16 protein-coding genes are annotated in these 15,953 nt (G+C 70.6%); 8 read left to right on the top strand and 8 right to left on the bottom strand.

What is annotated here, in order from left to right:
• Positions 1-1,422: an aspartate aminotransferase family protein gene (locus WG922_RS20980; protein ID WP_340284974.1), complete on the bottom strand. Its 1,422-nt coding sequence runs from the start codon at positions 1,420-1,422 to the stop codon at positions 1-3.
• 23 nt (positions 1,423-1,445) lie between these two features.
• Complete coding sequence (locus tag WG922_RS20975; protein ID WP_340284973.1) at positions 1,446-2,813, bottom strand: glutamine synthetase family protein; 1,368 nt, start codon at positions 2,811-2,813, stop codon at positions 1,446-1,448.
• A 126-nt stretch (positions 2,814-2,939) separates the two neighbouring features.
• Here WG922_RS20975 and WG922_RS20970 point away from each other — a divergent pair, with 126 nt between their 5' ends.
• From WG922_RS20970 to WG922_RS20960, 3 genes are all read left to right on the top strand, one after another.
• Entirely contained in the window at positions 2,940-3,386 is a 447-nt protein-coding gene (locus WG922_RS20970) for a DUF1810 domain-containing protein (RefSeq protein ID WP_340284972.1), read from the top strand.
• 74 nt (positions 3,387-3,460) lie between these two features.
• Complete coding sequence (locus WG922_RS20965; protein WP_340284971.1) at positions 3,461-3,802, top strand: hypothetical protein; 342 nt, start codon at positions 3,461-3,463, stop codon at positions 3,800-3,802.
• 123 nt (positions 3,803-3,925) lie between these two features.
• Positions 3,926-4,810: a DMT family transporter gene (locus WG922_RS20960; protein ID WP_340284970.1), complete on the top strand. Its 885-nt coding sequence runs from the start codon at positions 3,926-3,928 to the stop codon at positions 4,808-4,810.
• Between the two features lie 51 nt (positions 4,811-4,861).
• On the opposite strand, the gene WG922_RS20955 is transcribed toward WG922_RS20960, so the two are convergent.
• The 3 genes from WG922_RS20955 to WG922_RS20945 form a co-directional block, all read right to left on the bottom strand.
• On the bottom strand, positions 4,862-5,068 hold the full coding sequence (locus WG922_RS20955; protein ID WP_340284968.1) for a hypothetical protein: 207 nt from the start codon (positions 5,066-5,068) through the stop codon (positions 4,862-4,864).
• Between the two features lie 235 nt (positions 5,069-5,303).
• Positions 5,304-6,284, bottom strand: coding sequence for a Bug family tripartite tricarboxylate transporter substrate binding protein (locus tag WG922_RS20950; protein ID WP_340284967.1), 981 nt, complete (start codon positions 6,282-6,284; stop codon positions 5,304-5,306).
• Positions 6,285-6,338: 54 nt separating this feature from the next.
• Entirely contained in the window at positions 6,339-7,343 is a 1,005-nt protein-coding gene (locus WG922_RS20945; RefSeq protein ID WP_340284966.1) for an amidohydrolase family protein, read from the bottom strand.
• A 135-nt stretch (positions 7,344-7,478) separates the two neighbouring features.
• On the opposite strand from WG922_RS20945, the gene WG922_RS20940 reads away from it, so the two are divergent.
• Entirely contained in the window at positions 7,479-8,471 is a 993-nt protein-coding gene (locus tag WG922_RS20940) for a LysR family transcriptional regulator (protein ID WP_340284965.1), read from the top strand.
• Here the strand turns inward: WG922_RS20940 and WG922_RS20935 are convergent.
• Both WG922_RS20935 and WG922_RS20930 read right to left on the bottom strand, forming a co-directional pair.
• A complete protein-coding gene (locus WG922_RS20935) occupies positions 8,461-8,898 on the bottom strand; it encodes a CreA family protein (RefSeq protein ID WP_340285007.1) in 438 nt (145 codons plus the stop codon). The two genes, WG922_RS20940 and WG922_RS20935, sit on opposite strands and share 11 nt — an antisense overlap.
• A gap of 367 nt (positions 8,899-9,265) precedes the next feature.
• The gene (locus WG922_RS20930) at positions 9,266-10,183 is read right to left on the bottom strand and encodes a polyprenyl synthetase family protein (RefSeq protein ID WP_340284964.1); all 918 of its coding nucleotides are present in this window, start codon (positions 10,181-10,183) and stop codon (positions 9,266-9,268) included.
• 153 nt (positions 10,184-10,336) lie between these two features.
• Here WG922_RS20930 and WG922_RS20925 point away from each other — a divergent pair, with 153 nt between their 5' ends.
• From WG922_RS20925 to WG922_RS20910, 4 genes are read left to right on the top strand one after another with little or no spacing between them, the layout of a single operon-like run.
• Positions 10,337-11,653 carry a glycosyltransferase gene (locus tag WG922_RS20925; RefSeq protein ID WP_340284963.1) on the top strand — a complete coding sequence of 439 codons (1,317 nt, stop codon included), beginning with the start codon at positions 10,337-10,339 and terminating at the stop codon, positions 11,651-11,653.
• Position 11,654: 1 nt separating this feature from the next.
• Positions 11,655-12,875 (top strand): lycopene beta-cyclase CrtY, encoded by a 1,221-nt coding sequence (gene crtY, locus WG922_RS20920; RefSeq protein ID WP_340284962.1) that lies wholly within the window; start codon positions 11,655-11,657, stop codon positions 12,873-12,875.
• Entirely contained in the window at positions 12,872-14,362 is a 1,491-nt protein-coding gene (locus tag WG922_RS20915) for a phytoene desaturase (RefSeq protein ID WP_340284961.1), read from the top strand. The genes crtY and WG922_RS20915 overlap by 4 nt, the downstream gene beginning before the upstream one ends.
• On the top strand, positions 14,359-15,333 hold the full coding sequence (locus WG922_RS20910) for a phytoene/squalene synthase family protein (protein ID WP_340284960.1): 975 nt from the start codon (positions 14,359-14,361) through the stop codon (positions 15,331-15,333). Before WG922_RS20915 ends, WG922_RS20910 begins: the two co-directional genes overlap by 4 nt.
• A 4-nt stretch (positions 15,334-15,337) precedes the next feature.
• Here the strand turns inward: WG922_RS20910 and WG922_RS20905 are convergent, their stop codons facing one another.
• Entirely contained in the window at positions 15,338-15,838 is a 501-nt protein-coding gene (locus tag WG922_RS20905) for a sterol desaturase family protein (RefSeq protein WP_340284959.1), read from the bottom strand.
• Positions 15,839-15,953 lie beyond the last annotated feature (115 nt).

Here is a 15,953-nt window from a genome sequence, read left to right as displayed (position 1 = left end):
TCACGAGCGGAACTGCTCCCAGGTGCGCTCCAGTACCTGGCCGATCAGCGCGAACATCTCGTCGATCTGCGCCCGCGTGATCACCAGGGGCGGGGCGACGATCATGCGGTCGCCGACGGCCCGCATCACCAGGCCGCGCTCGAAGCAGTGCCGCCGGCACGCCATGCCGACACCCTGCTCCGCCGCAAAGGCCTCGCCGGTACGCGGATCGCGGCACAGCTGGATCGCGGCCATCAGCCCGCAGCTCTGCACCTCGCCCACCAGCGGATGATCTTGCAGCGCAGCGAGCCGCTCGGCGAGGTAGGGGCCGGTGTCTTCGCGCACGCGTTCCACGAGTTGCAGCCGCTCGATGAGGTCCAGGTTCGCGAGGCCGACGGCGCAGGCCACGGGGTGGCCGGAGTAGGTGTAGCCGTGGGCCAGCTCGCCGCCGCGCTCGATCAGCACGCGCGCAACCCGTTCGCCGACCATCACGCCGCCCAACGGGACGTAGCCACTGGTGACGCCCTTGGCGAAGGTCATGAGATCGGGGCGCGTGCCGAAGGTCTCGCAACCCCACCATTGGCCCGTGCGCCCGAAACCGCAGATCACCTCGTCGCTGATCAACAGGATGCCGTGGCGATCGCAGATGCGCTGGATCTCGGGCCAGTAGGTCGCCGGCGGCACGACGACCCCTCCGGCGCCCTGCACCGGCTCGCCGATGAAGGCAGCGACCCGCTCGGCACCGACTGCCAGGATTTTTTCTTCGAGCCAGCCGGCCGCGAGCACGCCGAATTCGTCCCGCGACATCCCCTGGGCGACGCCGTGCCGGTGCTCCCAGTGATGCGGCTGGTCGATGTGCACGATGTCGGGGATGGGGAGCCCGCCCTGCGCATGCATCGCGGCCATGCCGCCCAGCGAGGCGGCCGCCATGGTGGAGCCGTGGTAGGCGTTGTGGCGCGAGATGATGACGCGGCGCTGCGGCTGCCCCAGCAGGTCCCAGTAGCGGCGCGCCAGCCGCACGTTGGTGTCGTTGGCTTCGGACCCGGAGCCGCTGAAGAAGACGTGTTCGAACTGCGCAGGCGTGCGCGCCGCCAGACGCTGCGCGAGCGCCACGGCGGCGGGGGTGGTGGTCTGGAAGAACGCGTTGTAGTAGGGCAGCGTGCGCATCTGCTCGCATGCGGCCTGCACCAGCGCCTCCTGCCCGTAGCCGACGTTGACGCACCACAGACCGGACATCGCGTCGAACAGGCGGTGGCCCTCGCTGTCCCACACGTACAGGCCTTCGCCACGGGTGATGACGCGCACACCCTGCGCCGCGAGCGCCTGGTGGTCGGTGAACGGATGCAGGAAATGCGCCGCGTCGGCCTCTTGCCAGGCGCGGGTTCCATGCGTGGTTGCAGTCGATGGCGCGAGGCCGAAGTCGGGCGGGACGTTGGTGCTCATGGGCGCTCCGGATCGCTGCGTGCTCAGACGTGCAGGAGCAGGTGCTCGCGCTCCCAGGGGGAGATCACGCGCATGAATTCCTCGTGTTCGAGGTCCTTGATCTCGGCGTACACGGTGAGGAACTCCTTGCCCAGCACTTCGGCGAGGTCCTGCTCGGCGCGCAGCATCGCCACCGCCTCGCCGAGGCTGCGGGGCAAGGCGTAGGGACTCTGGTAGCCGTTGCCGGTGCACTCGGGCGTGGGCTCGATGCGCCGCTCGATGCCGAGGTAGCCGCAGGCCAGCGTGGCAGCCAGGGCCACGTAGGGGTTGGCATCGGCGCCGATGACGCGGTTCTCGACACGCCGCGCCTGGGGCGGGCTCACGGGCGAGCGGATGCCGACGGTGCGGTTGTCCACGCCCCACTGCATGTTGATCGGCGCGGCCGTGAAGCGCGAGAGGCGGCGGTAGCTGTTGACGTAGGGCGCGAACAGGGCCATCGCTGCGGGCGTGTACTTCTGCAGGCCGCCGATCCACCAGTAGAACTCGCGGCTGGGCGTGCCGTCCTCGTTGCTGAACAGGTTGCGCCCGGTCTCGGCGCTCACGAGGCTCTGGTGCACGTGCATGGCGCTGCCCGGCTCGCCGGCGATGGGCTTGGCCATGAAGGTGGCGTACATGTCGTGGCGCAGCGCGGCCTCTCGCACGATGCGCTTGAAGAGGAAGACCTCGTCGGCCAGGCCCAGCGGCGCGGCATGGAAGAAGTTGATCTCCATCTGCCCGGCGCCGACCTCGTGGATCAGGGTGTCCACGTTCAGCTCCATCTTTTCGCAGTAGGCGTAGACGTCCTCGAACAGCGGGTCGAACTCGTTCACCGCGTCGATGGAGTAGGCCTGCCGCGAGGTTTCGGCACGGCCGCTGCGGCCCACCGGCGCGCGCAGCGGCTGGTCGGGGTCGGTGTTGCGCGCCACCAGGTAGAACTCGAGTTCGGGCGCGACCACCGGGTTCCAGCCCTTCTGGGCGAACAGGTCGCATACGCGGCGCAGCACCGAACGGGGCGCGAAGGGAACGAGCCGCCCGTGCCGGTCGTAGCAGTCGTGGATCACCTGTGCCGTCGGGTCCACCGCCCACGGCACGATGCGCACGGTGCCCGGGTCGGCCGCGAGGTGCATGTCCGCGTCGTTGCGGTTGACCACATCGAAGTAGGGACCCTCGTCCGGATACTCGCCGGTGACGCTCATGGCCACCACCACCTCGGGCAGCCGCATACCCCGGTCGGCGGTGAACTTCTCGCGGGGGAGGATCTTGCCGCGTGCCACGCCGGTCAGGTCCGGCACCAGGCATTCGACTTCGGTGACGCGGCGCTCGTTGAGCCAGCGCTCCAGCTCGGGGAATTGGAAATGGCTGCGGTGTTCCATGGGGGCTCGACACGGAAGGTCGATGGGATCATCGTAGCGACGACTGCCCCGCCGGTAAGGTCATCCGCGGGAAAGTACTCATCGGCATCTGGGCCTACGCCTTCACTCGAGCAGGAGCCCCTCGGCATGACGACGCCCGATCCCTTCCACCTCGACCGCTTCGTGGATGCCCAGGAGCCTCTCTGGGACCAGGTGCTCGAGGAGCTGCGCGCCGGCCACAAGCAGAGCCACTGGATGTGGTTCGTGTTCCCGCAGCTGGCCACGCTGGGCCGCAGCACCATGGCGCGCCACTTCGGACTGTCCGGCCTCGACGAGGCGCGCGCCTACCTCGCCCACCCGCTGCTCGGAGCGCGCCTGCGGGACGCCTGCCGGCTGCTGCTGCTGCCCGGGCGCAGCGATGCCGCTGCGATCTTCGGCACCACCGATGCGCTGAAGCTGCGCTCGTGCCTGAGCCTGTTCGACGCGGCGGCGCCCCGCGAGCCGCTGTTCGCCGAGTGCCTCGGTCGCTACTACGCAGGCAAGCCCGACCCGCTGACGCTGCGACAGATCGCACCTGGAGCCGACGACGGCTGAACGTGCACTGCGGGAACGCGGGTTGCCCAGGGTGGGGTCGGCCTCCGTGGTGGAGGCCCAACCAAGGAGAACCCATGCAGATGGACCAGCTGAAACAAAGGATCGACCGCGTCGAGGAATGCACCGACGAAGCCAAGCGCGCGGTGCAGATGGGCGCGGCTCCCCAGGACCTGCGCCAGTGCATCGACACCATGCACGAGCAGGCGCGCCAGGCCCAGCAGGCCTGCAGTTCGTCGCAGGCACAGATGAACCAGGAAAACCTGCGCGAACTCGTCAACAAGCTCGAGCAGACCGGAGACCGCGCGATGCAGGCGTGTCGGCAGGCCGGCAGCAGCGTCGATCCGCAATTGCAGCAAGCCGTACAACGTGCGCACGACGAGGCCTCGGGCCTGAAGAAGCAGATTCAGATGGGCTGATGCCCGCGCGCCGGCAGGGATCCTCCGGCGCGCATGTTCTGACTGCGAATGTGGCGCGGCCACCATGGAGCGACACGCCTGCGCCTCGATCCGGCTGCGGCGGCTGGACAATGGCGCACGCCCATGCACGCCCGCCACTTCCTTCAGCTCGTCTTCCTCTCCGCCGTCTGGGGAGCGTCCTTCCCGCTCATACGGATTGCCGCGCCCGCGTTCGGCCCGATCCCGATGGCATGCCTGCGCTGTGCGCTGGCGGCGGGCGTCCTCACCGCATTGATGCGCCTGACCGGACAGTCCTGGCCCCGGCGCAGCCACTGGCCGGCGCTCACCGTGCTGGGGCTGCTGACCGTGGTGTCGCCCTTCGTGTTCTTCAACGCCGCCGGCCTCGTGCTGCCGGCCGGTTACTCGGCCGTGCTCAACGCGACCGCGCCGCTGTTCGGCGTGCTAGCCGGTGCATTGTTCGCCGACGAGACGCTCACCACGCGCAAGCTCGCAGGCTGCGCGGCGGGCGTGCTGGGCGTCGCCTTGCTGGTGCAACTCGGCCCCGTCGCACCGACCATGCCCGTGATCCTCGGGGTGGTCGCCTGCGTGATCGCCTCGGCAAGCTACGGCTTCGGTGCCATCCTGATGAAGCGCGCAACCATGGCCCACCAGCCCCTGCCGGCGTCGGCCGTGGTCCACATCGCCGGAGCGCTGGTGCTGCTGCTGCCCGCCGGCGTCGCGGCGCCCGCCATCGAGCTGCGGCCGGGCGCCGTGCTGGCGCTGGTGGTGCTCGGCACCCTCACCTCGGGCTTCATGTACCTCCTGAGCATGCGGCTGATGCGGGAGATCCCGGCCAGCGCCGCTACCTCGTCGGCCTTCATGATCCCGATGTTCGGCGTGGCCTGGGGAGGGCTGTTCCTCGGCGAGCCCGTCACCGCCGGCATGGTGCCCGGGGTGGCGCTGGTGCTGGTCGCCTGCGCCCTCGTGACCGGCTTCAACCCGGTGCGTGCGTTCGCCCGTCGTCGTTGAGGCGCAGTCCACCGACCGCTGCTTGCCCGTGGCTCACGGACAACAGCGCCTTCAGAGGCTCACCTGCGCCCAGCAGCCCACGCGGCGATTGAGCTGCGCGTAAAAGATCTGCCCGGCCTGCGGAAGCGGAAGGCCTTCGTTGGGATACACCAGCGTTCCGCAGCTGGTGTGGATGCAGCCGGCGCGTACCCACTTGCACCGGAACGGTTGCGCGCGAGAGCGGGTTGCGATCGCCTTGTTGGTGTTGCCTGCGGGCATCTGATCTCCCCTTTGCTTCTGTGTCATCTTGAAGGCCTGCTCGTGGCCAGCAATGTTTTCATCGTCGGTTGAGGAGAACAGCACGGCCGTAGGACGCGCGCCTGAGTCAGGGGTCGAAATCTCGAACTGCCCTGTCGGCGGGCCGGCGGGGCGCAGCTGCTGTGATGCGACGGCAGCGCGGTGGCCTGCTTTGCTGCGGGCCGGCGTGCTGCCGGACCCCTCGTGCTTCGTAACGTCAGGGCTTGATGCCGGTCTCGTTGATCAACTTCGCGTAGCGCTCGCGTTCGGCGCGGATCAGGTTGGCGAACATGTCGATGCTGCCCGGCGTGACGACGCCGCCCACCTGCTGCATGCGCACCTGCACGTCCGGCGTGGCCAGTGCCTTCTGGATGGCGGCATGCAGCTTGCGGGTGACGGGCTCGGGCGTGCCCTTGGGCGCGATGAAGCCGTACCACACCGTCGCCTCGAAACCCGGGAAGCCGGACTCCGACATGGTGGGCACCTGCGGCATGCTCGCGATGCGCTCGGCGCTCAGCGCCGCGAGCACTTTGACCTTTCCCGCGCTGGCGAGCGGAGCGACTTCCAGCGTGTTGGTGGCGACCACCGGAATGTGGTTGCCCATGAGGTCGTTCAAGGCCGCGGCGCCGCCCTGGTAGGGGATGTGGCGCAGCTTGATGCCGGCGGCGCTGGACAACAGCTCCACCGCGAGGTGGGGGGTCGATGCGTTGCCCGGACTCCCGAAGCTGATGGAGCCGGGCTTGTCCTTGGCCATCTTGATCAGCTCGCCAGGGTTCGCAGCGGGAAAGCTGTTGTTGGCGGCGATCACCACCGGCACGCGCCCGACCATCGAGACCGGAACGAAGTCCTTGTCGGGGTCGAACGGCGGCGGCGTGAACAGCACCGGGTTGATGGCGGCATTGTTCGCCGTGAGCATCAGCGTGTGGCCGTCGGGCGGGGCCTCGATCAGCGCCTTCACCGCGATGTTGGTGGCGCCGCCGGGCCGGTACTCCACCACGAAGGGCTGCCCGAGCGACTGCTGCAGGGCCTGCCCCACGGTGCGGGCGACGGTATCAACCGCGCCCCCCGCCTTGAACGCGATGATGATCCGCACCGGCTTGGTGGGGTAGTCCTGCGCTGCGGCAGGCTGCGCCAGCGCCACGCTGGCGCCGATTCCAAGAACCGCGGCGGCCAGGGCCTTGATCACTCGATTGCGCATCGTGTCTCCTTTGTCGTGGTGGGGTGGTTGGGTCGTCCGCTCGCAGGTGCTGCCTCACGCCCGCAGCCGGCTGTAGACCCTGCGGGCGTTGCCGGAAAAAATGAGCTCGCGCTCCTCGGCTCCGAGGAAGGCAGCGCCGTCGATGTAGCGCCTGGTGTCGTCGAAGTAGTGGCCGGTGTCGGGATCGATGCCGCGCACCGCGCCGATGGTCTCGGAGGCGAACAGGATGTTGCGCGCCGGGATCACCTTGAGCAGCAGGTCCATGCCGTGCTGGTGGTAGACGCAGGTGTCGAAGAACACGTTGTCCAGCAGCAGCTCGGACAGCGGCCCGAGCCCCATGTCCAGGGCGATGCCGCGGTAGCGTCCCCAGTGGTAGGGCACGGCGCCACCGCCGTGCGGGATGACGAACTTGAGCGTCGGAAAATCCTTGAACAGCGCCGAGGTGAGGAACTGCATGAAGGCCGTGGTGTCGCCGTTGATGTAGTGCGCGCCCGTGGCATGGAAGTGCGGGTTGCAGGAGCCGCTCACGTGGATCATGGCCGGCACGTCGAACTCGACGAGCTTCTCGTACAACGGATACCACCAGCGATCGTGCAGCGGCGGATCGGACCACCAGCCGCCCGACGGGTCGGGATTGAGGTTGCAGCCGATGAAGCCGAGCTCGCGCACGCAGCGCTCCAGTTCGGGAATGCAGTTGGCCGGGGCCACGCCCGGGCTCTGCGGCAGTTGGCACACGCCGGCGAAGCGGTCCGGATACAGGCCGCACAAGCGATGGATCAGGTCGTTGCACAGCGTGGCCCACTGCCGGCTCGCGCGCTCGTCGCCCAGATGGTGGCCCATGCCCAGCGCACGGGGCGAGAAGATGGTGAGGTCCGTGCCGCGCTCGCGCTGCCGCTGCAGCTGCGCGGCCTCGACGCTTTCGCGCAGCTCGTCGTCCGACGCGCGGGCGGGCAGCGCCGGCTGCGGGCCGCCGCAGCCGCAGGCGGCCACCTGCAGGCGGCGGTAGTCCTCGAAGCGCTTGGGTACCGTCGTGTAGTGCCCATGGCAGTCGATGATCATGGAACGCGCTGACCTTTCCGTGCCCTGCCTGCCTGTGGCGGTGCCTGCTTGTCTCCGGCGGCGGGTGTGGTGCGCATCTTCGAATAATGGGAAACTGAATTCAAACGCCGATTTTTGAATCCGGAATCAAAATAAATGAACCTGCGTCAGCTGCGGTACTTCTGCGAGGTGGTGGAAGCGGGCAATGCCCGAGCGGCAGCACAGCGGCTGTTCGTGGCGCCCACAGCCATCAGCATGCAGCTGTCCCAGCTCGAGGAACGCCTCGGCGGGCCGCTCTTCGACCGCGCGTCCCGACCGATGGCGCTGACGCCGCTGGGCCGCTTCGTCTACCCCAAGGCCAGGCAATTGCTGTTCGAGGCCAACGACCTGGAGTCGCAGGCGCAGGGCATGGCGGCCGGCAACCTCGGTTGGCTGAGCATCGGCTTCACGCGCTCCACCCTGTTCTCGATCCTGCCCGAGGCGGTGCGGGTGATGCAGGCCTCCTATCCCCGCGTGCGCATCGAACTGGCAGAGGTGCTCTCGGCGCACCAACCCGCGAGCCTGCGCAGCGGTGCCATCCATGTGGGTCTGGCACGCGTGCTCGGCCCCACCAGCCGCGAACCCGACCTGCAGTACGACGAGCTCTTCGACGACCCGCTGGTCGCGGCCGTTCCCCTGCAGCACCCGCTGGCCGCGCGCAAGTCGCTGCGGGCTGCGGACCTCGACGCCCTGCCCTACATCAGCTTCCCGAAGGACGCGAACAGCCACTTCTCCCGCCAGATCATGGCGCTGCTGCAGGCAGCCGGCGCGTCGCCCCACATGGCCCACGAAGCCAAGGAGATCCACACCGCCCTGGCCCTGGTGGCCGCCGGTCTGGGCGCCACGGTGGTGGGCCGCAGCGTCGCGGCCAACAACCGGGCGGACGTGCGCTTCCTGCCTATCAGGAACCTGCAGGCGCACAGCACCGTGCTGGCGGTGCACAAGCGCGGCGACACCAACCTGCTCGTGGGGTCCTTCCTGGAGGTGCTCAGGGCGCAGGCACCGCCGCGCGCACCGGGGAAGACGGCTCTGGCTCCGTCGTCGAACGCTCCGGGCCGGCGGCAGAAGACGGGCGCCCGCGGGCGCCCTGCCGCGCCCGTCAGCGCCTGACCGGAATCGGCGTGGCCCTATCCACCGGGACAGCGGTAACGCTGTTCTGCGGGCTGCCCTCGATCAGGCGATCGCTGTAGGTGAGATAGGCGAGCGCGTTGCGCTGCGTGTCCACCATGCGCACGATCCTCAGGCGCTTGAACACGATGGACATGCGTTCGCTGAAAACCTCCTCCTGCTGCGGCAGGGGTTTCGGGAACGCGATGGGCCCGACCTGCCGGCAGGCGATGGAGGCTTCCGCCTTGTCTTCCGCCAGGCCGAGGCTGCCGCTGATGCCGCCGGTGCGCGCTCGCGATACGTAGCAGGTGACGCCCGTGACACCCGGATCGTCGTAGGCCTCGACCACCACCTTGTGGTTGGCACCGAGCAGCTTCCAGGCGGTGTCCACTTCGCCGATGCGCTCGGCGCGGACCACCGCCGGAGCCATGCACGCCGCCAGCGCCAACGCAGCCGTCCAGGCCGCTACGGGCGCTCGCCGCGCGCAGGCCGACCCCGATCCCAATCCCACGACACGTCCCGTAGTACTTGCCTTCATCTGCGTCCTTTCGCTATCTGCTCGATACTGGCCGCGACACACCCCCGAGGCTGCATCCGCCATGCTCGCCGACACCGTTCCCCCGACCTTCGATGCGCGCACCTGTGCATTGTGCAATCCTGCATGCACTGGCCCGCGCAGTGGCTGCGACACGACGGCGCCGAAGCCGCGTGCACCCGCCGGATTGCGGCCCTTCAGGGCGGAAGCTCTTGCTGCAGCGCGGGTGCTGCGCGGACCGGTTCGCCGGGCCCGCAGTCCTTCAATCGCGCGCAGGAACCGTGCGGGCGAAGTACGCCGCCACGAGGAATCCGAGGCGCTGGCGCGCCGGCAGCGCGACCGCCAGCGCGGCCTGGGCCCGCTCGACGCTGCGCCGGAGCATGGCGTCCGCCTGCGGCCGCCCGAGCAGCGAGACCAGCGTGGACTCGGATGGACGGCTCTCCGACGGCTGCGCATCGTCGAGGTCGTCGCGCAGCTGGAAGGCGCGACCGAGCTCCAGCGCGGCGCGTCGCAAGGCGGGCGCCTGCTCGTCGCGAGCGGCGACGATGGCGGCCATTTCCAGGGCGGCTGCGAACAGCACACCTGTCTTGAGATCGTTGAGTTCGGCACCGGCGGCAGCGTCCACGGCGCCTTGGCGCAAATCGCGGTACTGCCCCTGAGCAAGGCCGCCGAAGCCGATGGCGGCGTTGAGGCAAGCGACCAGCCGGCAGCGCCGCGTCGCATCGAGCTCCGGCGCCTGGGCGAGCACCTGGGAGGCGAGCGCCAGCAGGGCGACCGCGGCAAGCAGAGCCACGTCCTCGCCCGCGTGCAGGTGCAGGGCGGGCTGGCCGCGGCGCAGCCGGGCATCGTCCATGCAGGGCATGTCGTCCAGCACCAGGGAAGCGCAGTGCACCATCTCGACCGCGCACGCGGCATCGAGCAGTGCGGCCGGCTCGCCGCCGGCCAGCAGCGCCTCTCCGGCGAGCATCGTGAGCAGCGGGCGCAGGCGCTTGCCAGGCCCCAGAACGGCCGAACGCATGGCGCCGGCGAGCGCGTTGTCCCCGAGGGCGCCGGCCTGCGGCAACAGCTGCGCAAGGCGCTGTTCGATACGCAGCACCAGGGGCGCGACGAGGGCGGAAGCGGAACCGACGAGCGTGTCGTCGCAGGTGTCGTATGCGATGGTGCGGGGCGAGGGCGTCACGTCGGTGGCCCTGTGCAGCCAGGCGAGATGGCGCTGCGGCTGGGCCTGTGGAGCGTAGCGCGGACCATGGCCGCGCGGGTTGCCCGTGTCACACGAATCCGGCGCTGTCCTACAGTGCGGGCCCCTGAAAATGCGCGCGGAGGCTGAACCGCCTTGACCCACTACGCCATCGTCGCCCCCGCCTTTCCCAGTCACATGCGCGCCCTCGAGGCCGTGGCCTTGCGGATGCTCGCGCGCGGGCACCGCGTGAGCTGGCTGCAGCAGTCGGATGCCCGCGCCTCCTTGACCGACGCCCGCATCGAATTCATCGCGCTGGGCGCGGCCACCCATTCGCCCGGCACGCTGGACGCGGTGATCGCGCGAGCCGCCGCGCCGGGCACCCCGTGGGGGCTTCGCCGCGTCATCGCGGACATGGCCGCGGCCACGCGCATGCTGTGCGACGAACTCCCCGCCGCGCTCGACCGCATCGGAGCGCAGGTCGTGCTCGCCGATCAGATGGAGGCGGCCGGCGCACTGGTTGCACGAGGCATGGGCTTGCCCTATGCCTCGCTCGCCTGCGCCCTGCCGATCCACCGGGCGCCGGGCCTGCCGCTGGCGGTGATGCCCTGGAGTCCCGCAGGCTCGCAATGGACCCGCCGCGTCGTCGATGAGAGCGAGCGCGTATACGACCGGCTGATGGCGCCCCTCTACGACGAGATCGAGCGGCAGGCGCACTCCTTCGGGCTTGGGCGGCTGCGCCGGCTGGACGAGTTGCTGTCGCCGCACCTGCAGATCAGCCAGCTCACGGCGGACCTCGAGTTTCCGCTGCCGGGCGCACCGGCTGCCCTGCACTACACCGGCCCCTGGCGTGCTGCGGACGACGCGGGCGCGGTGATCGACTGGCCGCGGACCTGGCACCGGCGTGCCGGCGCGCCTCTGGTGTTCGCCTCGCTCGGCACGCTGCAGGGCGGACGCATCGACCTCTTCCGGCGCATCGCGCGCGCCTGCCGCGGCGAAGGACTGCAGCTGGTCATCGCCCACTGCGGCCGGCTCGATACCCGGGCTGCCCGCGCTCTCGAGGACGCCGGCGCAGACTGGGTCACCGGCTTCGTGCCGCAGCAGGCCATGCTGGCCGAGGTGGACATCGCGATCACGCACGCCGGCGTCAACACGGTGATGGACTGCCTGGCCGCCGGCAAGCCCATGCTGGCGCTGCCGATCGCGTTCGACCAGCCGGGCACTGCGGCGCGGGTGGCGTGCCGCGGCGCGGGCATTGCCATGCAGCCGGTTTTCGCGACGACCGGCCGCATCCGTCGCGCGCTGCGACGCCTCCTGGACGACGAGCGTTTCGCGCAGCACGCACGCGCGCTGGGGGCTGGCGTTCTCGCAGCCGGCGGTGCCGAACGCGCGGCCGAACTCGTGGAAGCGCTCGGGTCGGCCGGGTCCGGACAGAGCGCATGCGACACCGCCGACGCGGCGCTGGCGTGCTGAGATGAGCCAGCGCCCCCCCCGCCCTGCCCTGACCGCCGACCTGCTGCTGGTGGGCGGCGGCCTGGCCAGCGGTCTTCTGGCATGGCGGCTGCGCCAGCTGCGCCCTGAGCTGCGCGTGCAAGTGCTGGAAGCGGGCGCCACGCTCGGGGGCAACCACACCTGGTCCTTCCACGACGCCGACCTCACGCGCGAGCAGCATCGCTGGATCGCCCCGCTGGTGGGATGGCGCTGGCCGGGGCACGAGGTGCGTTTCCCCGGCCTGAACCGGCGGCTTTCGGGCGGCTACGCATCGATCACCTCGGAGCGTTTTCACCAGGTGCTGAGCGGCGCGCTGGGCGAGCACGCACTGCGCCTCGGCGTAGAGGCTTGCGAGGTCACGCCGACGCAGGTGGTCCTGCGCGATGGAACGACGCTGCAGGCCGGCGCGGTGCTCGATGCGCGGGGCACGCCGCCGGCGGCCCACATGCGCCTGGGTTTCCAGAAGTTCCTCGGGCAGGTGCTGGCCCTGTCGCAGCCGCACGGCCTGTCGCTTCCCCTGCTGATGGACGCGACCGTTGCGCAGCGAGGCGGATACCGCTTCGTGTACTGCCTGCCGCTGGATCCCCGCACCGTGCTGGTCGAGGACACCTGCTATGCCGACGGCGAGGCCCTCGACGCTGCCGCGCTGCGGTCCGAGATCGCCGACTATGCCGCTGCGCGAGGCTGGCGCGTGCTGCGCCTGCTGCGCGAGGAGCAGGGCGTGCTGCCGATCGCGCTCGACGGCGACCCGCAGGCGCTGTGGCGCGCAGCAGCCGGTGTGCCCAGGGCGGGCCTGGCGGCCGCGCTGTTCCACCCCACGACCGGCTACTCGCTGCCCGAGGCGGTGCGCCTGGCCGACCATGTGGCCGCCCTGCCCGACCTCGCCGCGCCGGCGCTGTTCGGGGCCATCCGCGCGCACGCGCTGCGTCGCTGGCATGACCAGCGCTTCTTGCGCCTGCTCAATCGCATGCTGTTCCAGGCGGCGCGCCCCGCCGAACGCTGGCGCGTGCTGCAGCGCTTCTACGGACTGCCCGAGCCGCTGATCGCGCGTTTTTATGCGGGCCGCAGCACCCGGGGCGACAAGCTGCGCCTGCTGGTGGGCAAGCCGCCCGTGCCGTTGCGAGCGGCCCTGCATGCCGCGCTGGGCCGCGAGCCGGCGCGTCGGCCCGTGGTCGGCGAACTGCCGGCGGGAGAAGGCCGATGACGCCCGTTCCCCTGCGCACCGCCGCCGTGATCGGCGCCGGCTTCGGCGGGCTGGCGCTCGCCATCCGCCTGCAGTCGGCGGGGGTGCAGACCACGCTCTTCGAAGCGCGGGACAAGCCCGGCGGACGTGCCTACGTCTGGCACGACCAGGGCTTCACCTTCGACGCCGGGCCCACGGTCATCACCGACCCTTCGGCGCTGGAGGAGCTGTTCCTGCTGTCGGGGCGCCGTCTGTCGGACTATGTGGAGCTGCTGCCGGTGGCGCCGTTCTACCGCCTGTGCTGGGAGGACGGCGCGCGCTTCGACTACGCCAACGACCAGGCTGCGCTCGATGCGCAGATCGCCGCGCGCAACCCGGCCGACGTGCAGGGCTACCGCGATTTCCTCGCCTATTCGCGCGCCGTGTTCGAGGAAGGGTACCTGCGCCTGGGAAGCGTGCCTTTCCTGAACTTCCGCAGCATGGTGCAGGCGGGGCCGCAGCTCGCGCGCCTGGGCGCGTGGCGCAGCGTCTACGCCATGGTGTCGCGCTTCATCCGCGACGACCACCTGCGCCAGGCCTTCTCGTTCCACTCGCTGCTGGTGGGCGGCAACCCGTTCGAGACATCGGCCATCTACGCACTGATCCATGCGCTCGAGCGCGAGTGGGGCGTGTGGTTTCCGCGTGGCGGCACCGGGGCACTGGTGCAGGGGATGGTGCGGCTGTTCGAGGACCTGGGCGGCACGCTGCGGCTGGATGCTCCGGTCGATCGCATCGAGGTCGAGCAGGGCCAGGCACGTGCACTGCGCGTGCACGGCGAACGCCTGGCTTTCGACCAGGTGGCGTCGAACGCCGACGTGGTCCACACCTACGAGCGGCTGCTGGGCCACGTGCCGTCGGGCGCCCGGCAGGCGCAGCGGCTGCGCACCAAGCGCTTTTCGATGTCCCTGCTGGTGATCCACTTCGGCCTGAAGCGCCCGCAGCCGCAGCTCGCGCACCACACGGTCTGCTTCGGGCCGCGCTACCGCGCGCTCATCGACGAGATCTTCCACGGCAAGAGCCTGGCCGAGGACTTCTCTCTGTACCTGCACGCGCCCTGCGCCACCGACCCCTCGCTCGCCCCGCCAGGCTGCTCCAGCCATTACGTGCTGGCGCCCGTGCCGCACCTGGGGCAGGTTCCCACCGACTGGTCCGAGCAAGGCCCGCGCCTGGCCGAACGCATCCTCGCGTATCTCGAGCGGCGATACATCCCCGGCTTGCGGGACGACCTGGTGACGCAGCGCATCTTCACGCCCGCCGACTTCCGCGACAGCCTGAACGCCCATCTGGGCTCGGCCTTTTCGCTGGAGCCGGTGCTCACGCAGAGCGCGTGGTTCCGCCCGCACAACCGGGACGACGCCATCCCGAACCTCTACATCGTGGGCGCCGGCACGCACCCCGGCGCCGGTGTTCCGGGCGTGGTGGGCTCGGCCAAGGCCACCGCGCGCCTGATGCTGGGGCCGCCGCCATGAACACCCGCAGCCCGGACGAGGCGGTGGTCGCCCATGCCCTGGCGAGCATCGCCAGCGGCTCGCAGAGCTTCGCCGCCGCCACGCGCCTGTTCGATGCGCGCACCCGGCAGAGCGCGGTGCTGCTCTATGCCTGGTGCCGCCACTGCGACGACGTGATCGACGGGCAGGTGCTCGGCCATGCCGCCGCGCCGCAGGCCGGTGCGGGCGCGAATCTGCAGCCGTCCGACCCGGGCGCGGTCGAAGAACGCCTGCGCGAACTGGAGCGGCACACGCGCCGCGCCTGCGCCGGCGCGCCTTGCGAGCACCCGGTGTTCCTGGGGCTGGCCGAGGTGGTCCGCCGCCACGACATCCCGCCGCGGCTACCGATGGAACTGCTGGCCGGTTTTGCGATGGATGCGCGCGGCACGCACTACGCCACGCTGGCCGACACCCTGCTGTACGGCTGGCGGGTGGCGGGCGTGGTCGGCGTGATGATGGCGCGCATCATGGGGGTGGGCAGCCCCGCGACGCTCGACCGGGCCTGCGACCTCGGCATCGCGTTCCAGCTCACCAACATTGCGCGAGACGTGCTGGAAGACGCGCAGCGCGGCCGGCTCTACCTGCCCGCAGACTGGCTGCGCGAGGATGGCCTCGACGGCTTGTCCGCAGTCCTCGACCCGGCGCGTCGCGAGGCGCTCGCCCGCGTCGTCGCACGCCTGGTCGGCGCGGCCGAGCCGTACTACCAGTCGGCACGGGCGGGCATCGGCGAGCTACCGCTGCGCTGCGCGTGGTCGATCGCCACCGCCCGGGGGATCTACCGCGCCATCGGACGCAAGGTCCGCCGCGCGGGCGCGTCCGCCCTCGAACAGCGCATGGCCACCGGCCGGGCTGAAAAGCTCTGGTTCGTGGCGCGCGGCGCCGGGGTGGCCCTGGCCGCCAACGCGATGGCGCAGCCGCCGCGGCCGCCGCACCTGTTCCAGCGGCCGTTCTGAGCGCTCAGGAGCGCCGGCCGCCGGCACGCGCCTGCCGCAGCCGCTCACGCAGCCGCTCGGGCCGCGGCGCCCACAGAAAGCCGAAGGACACGCATCCCTCGCGCCCGTGCTGGGCATGGTGGAGTTGGTGCGCCTCGACCAGCCGGCGCAGGTAACCGCCGCGCGGCTGCCACGCCATGGGCAGCCGCCGGTGCACCAGGCCGTCGTGCACCAGCAGGTACAGGGCGCCGTAGACCGTCATGCCCAGGCCGACCAGCGCAAGCACGCGGCGCTGTGGGTCCTGCCCGGCGGCGATCAGCGCGATGGCGATGGCCGCGAACACGATGGCGTAGAGATCGTTGCGCTCGAAGCGCCCGGCACGCGGCGCATGGTGCGAGGCATGCCAGCCCCACCCGATGCCGTGCATCACATAGCGGTGCGCCAGCCAGGCGATGCCTTCCATCGCCAGGACGGCGGCGAGCACGACGGCTGCATCGCGCAGCCAGGCAAGCAGGGAAACGGACACACTGACCTCCGGCATCGAGGGCGCCATGATGCGCCGAGTCGGGGCAACCCGGTCGGCCGCCATGACCAAGGCCCCTGCGCTGCGACGGTTCCATCCATGCGCCATCCCTTAGCTC

Origin of the sequence: Ramlibacter sp. AN1015 (assembly GCF_037726105.1) — a bacterium.
Taxonomy (GTDB): domain Bacteria; phylum Pseudomonadota; class Gammaproteobacteria; order Burkholderiales; family Burkholderiaceae_C; genus Ramlibacter.
The sequence above is the reverse complement of the archived record's forward strand: the minus strand, read 5'-3'. Positions and strand labels throughout refer to the sequence as shown.

Bases quoted from the DNA above. Each gene is read 5' to 3' on its own strand.
- WG922_RS20965 (WP_340284971.1), top strand. From the start codon at position 3,461: ATGCAGATGGACCAGCTGAAACAAAGGATCGACCGCGTCGAGGAATGC.
- WG922_RS20955 (WP_340284968.1), bottom strand. From the start codon at position 5,068: ATGCCCGCAGGCAACACCAACAAGGCGATCGCAACCCGCTCTCGCGCG.
- crtY (WP_340284962.1), top strand. From the start codon at position 11,655: ATGAGCCAGCGCCCCCCCCGCCCTGCCCTGACCGCCGACCTGCTGCTG.
- WG922_RS20975 (WP_340284973.1), bottom strand. From the start codon at position 2,813: ATGGAACACCGCAGCCATTTCCAATTCCCCGAGCTGGAGCGCTGGCTC.
- WG922_RS20910 (WP_340284960.1), top strand. From the start codon at position 14,359: ATGAACACCCGCAGCCCGGACGAGGCGGTGGTCGCCCATGCCCTGGCG.
- WG922_RS20970 (WP_340284972.1), top strand. From the start codon at position 2,940: ATGACGACGCCCGATCCCTTCCACCTCGACCGCTTCGTGGATGCCCAG.
- WG922_RS20935 (WP_340285007.1), bottom strand. From the start codon at position 8,898: ATGGCTCCGGCGGTGGTCCGCGCCGAGCGCATCGGCGAAGTGGACACC.
- WG922_RS20940 (WP_340284965.1), top strand. From the start codon at position 7,479: ATGAACCTGCGTCAGCTGCGGTACTTCTGCGAGGTGGTGGAAGCGGGC.
- WG922_RS20945 (WP_340284966.1), bottom strand. From the start codon at position 7,343: ATGATCATCGACTGCCATGGGCACTACACGACGGTACCCAAGCGCTTC.
- WG922_RS20980 (WP_340284974.1), bottom strand. From the start codon at position 1,422: ATGAGCACCAACGTCCCGCCCGACTTCGGCCTCGCGCCATCGACTGCA.
- WG922_RS20960 (WP_340284970.1), top strand. From the start codon at position 3,926: ATGCACGCCCGCCACTTCCTTCAGCTCGTCTTCCTCTCCGCCGTCTGG.
- WG922_RS20915 (WP_340284961.1), top strand. From the start codon at position 12,872: ATGACGCCCGTTCCCCTGCGCACCGCCGCCGTGATCGGCGCCGGCTTC.
- WG922_RS20950 (WP_340284967.1), bottom strand. From the start codon at position 6,284: ATGCGCAATCGAGTGATCAAGGCCCTGGCCGCCGCGGTTCTTGGAATC.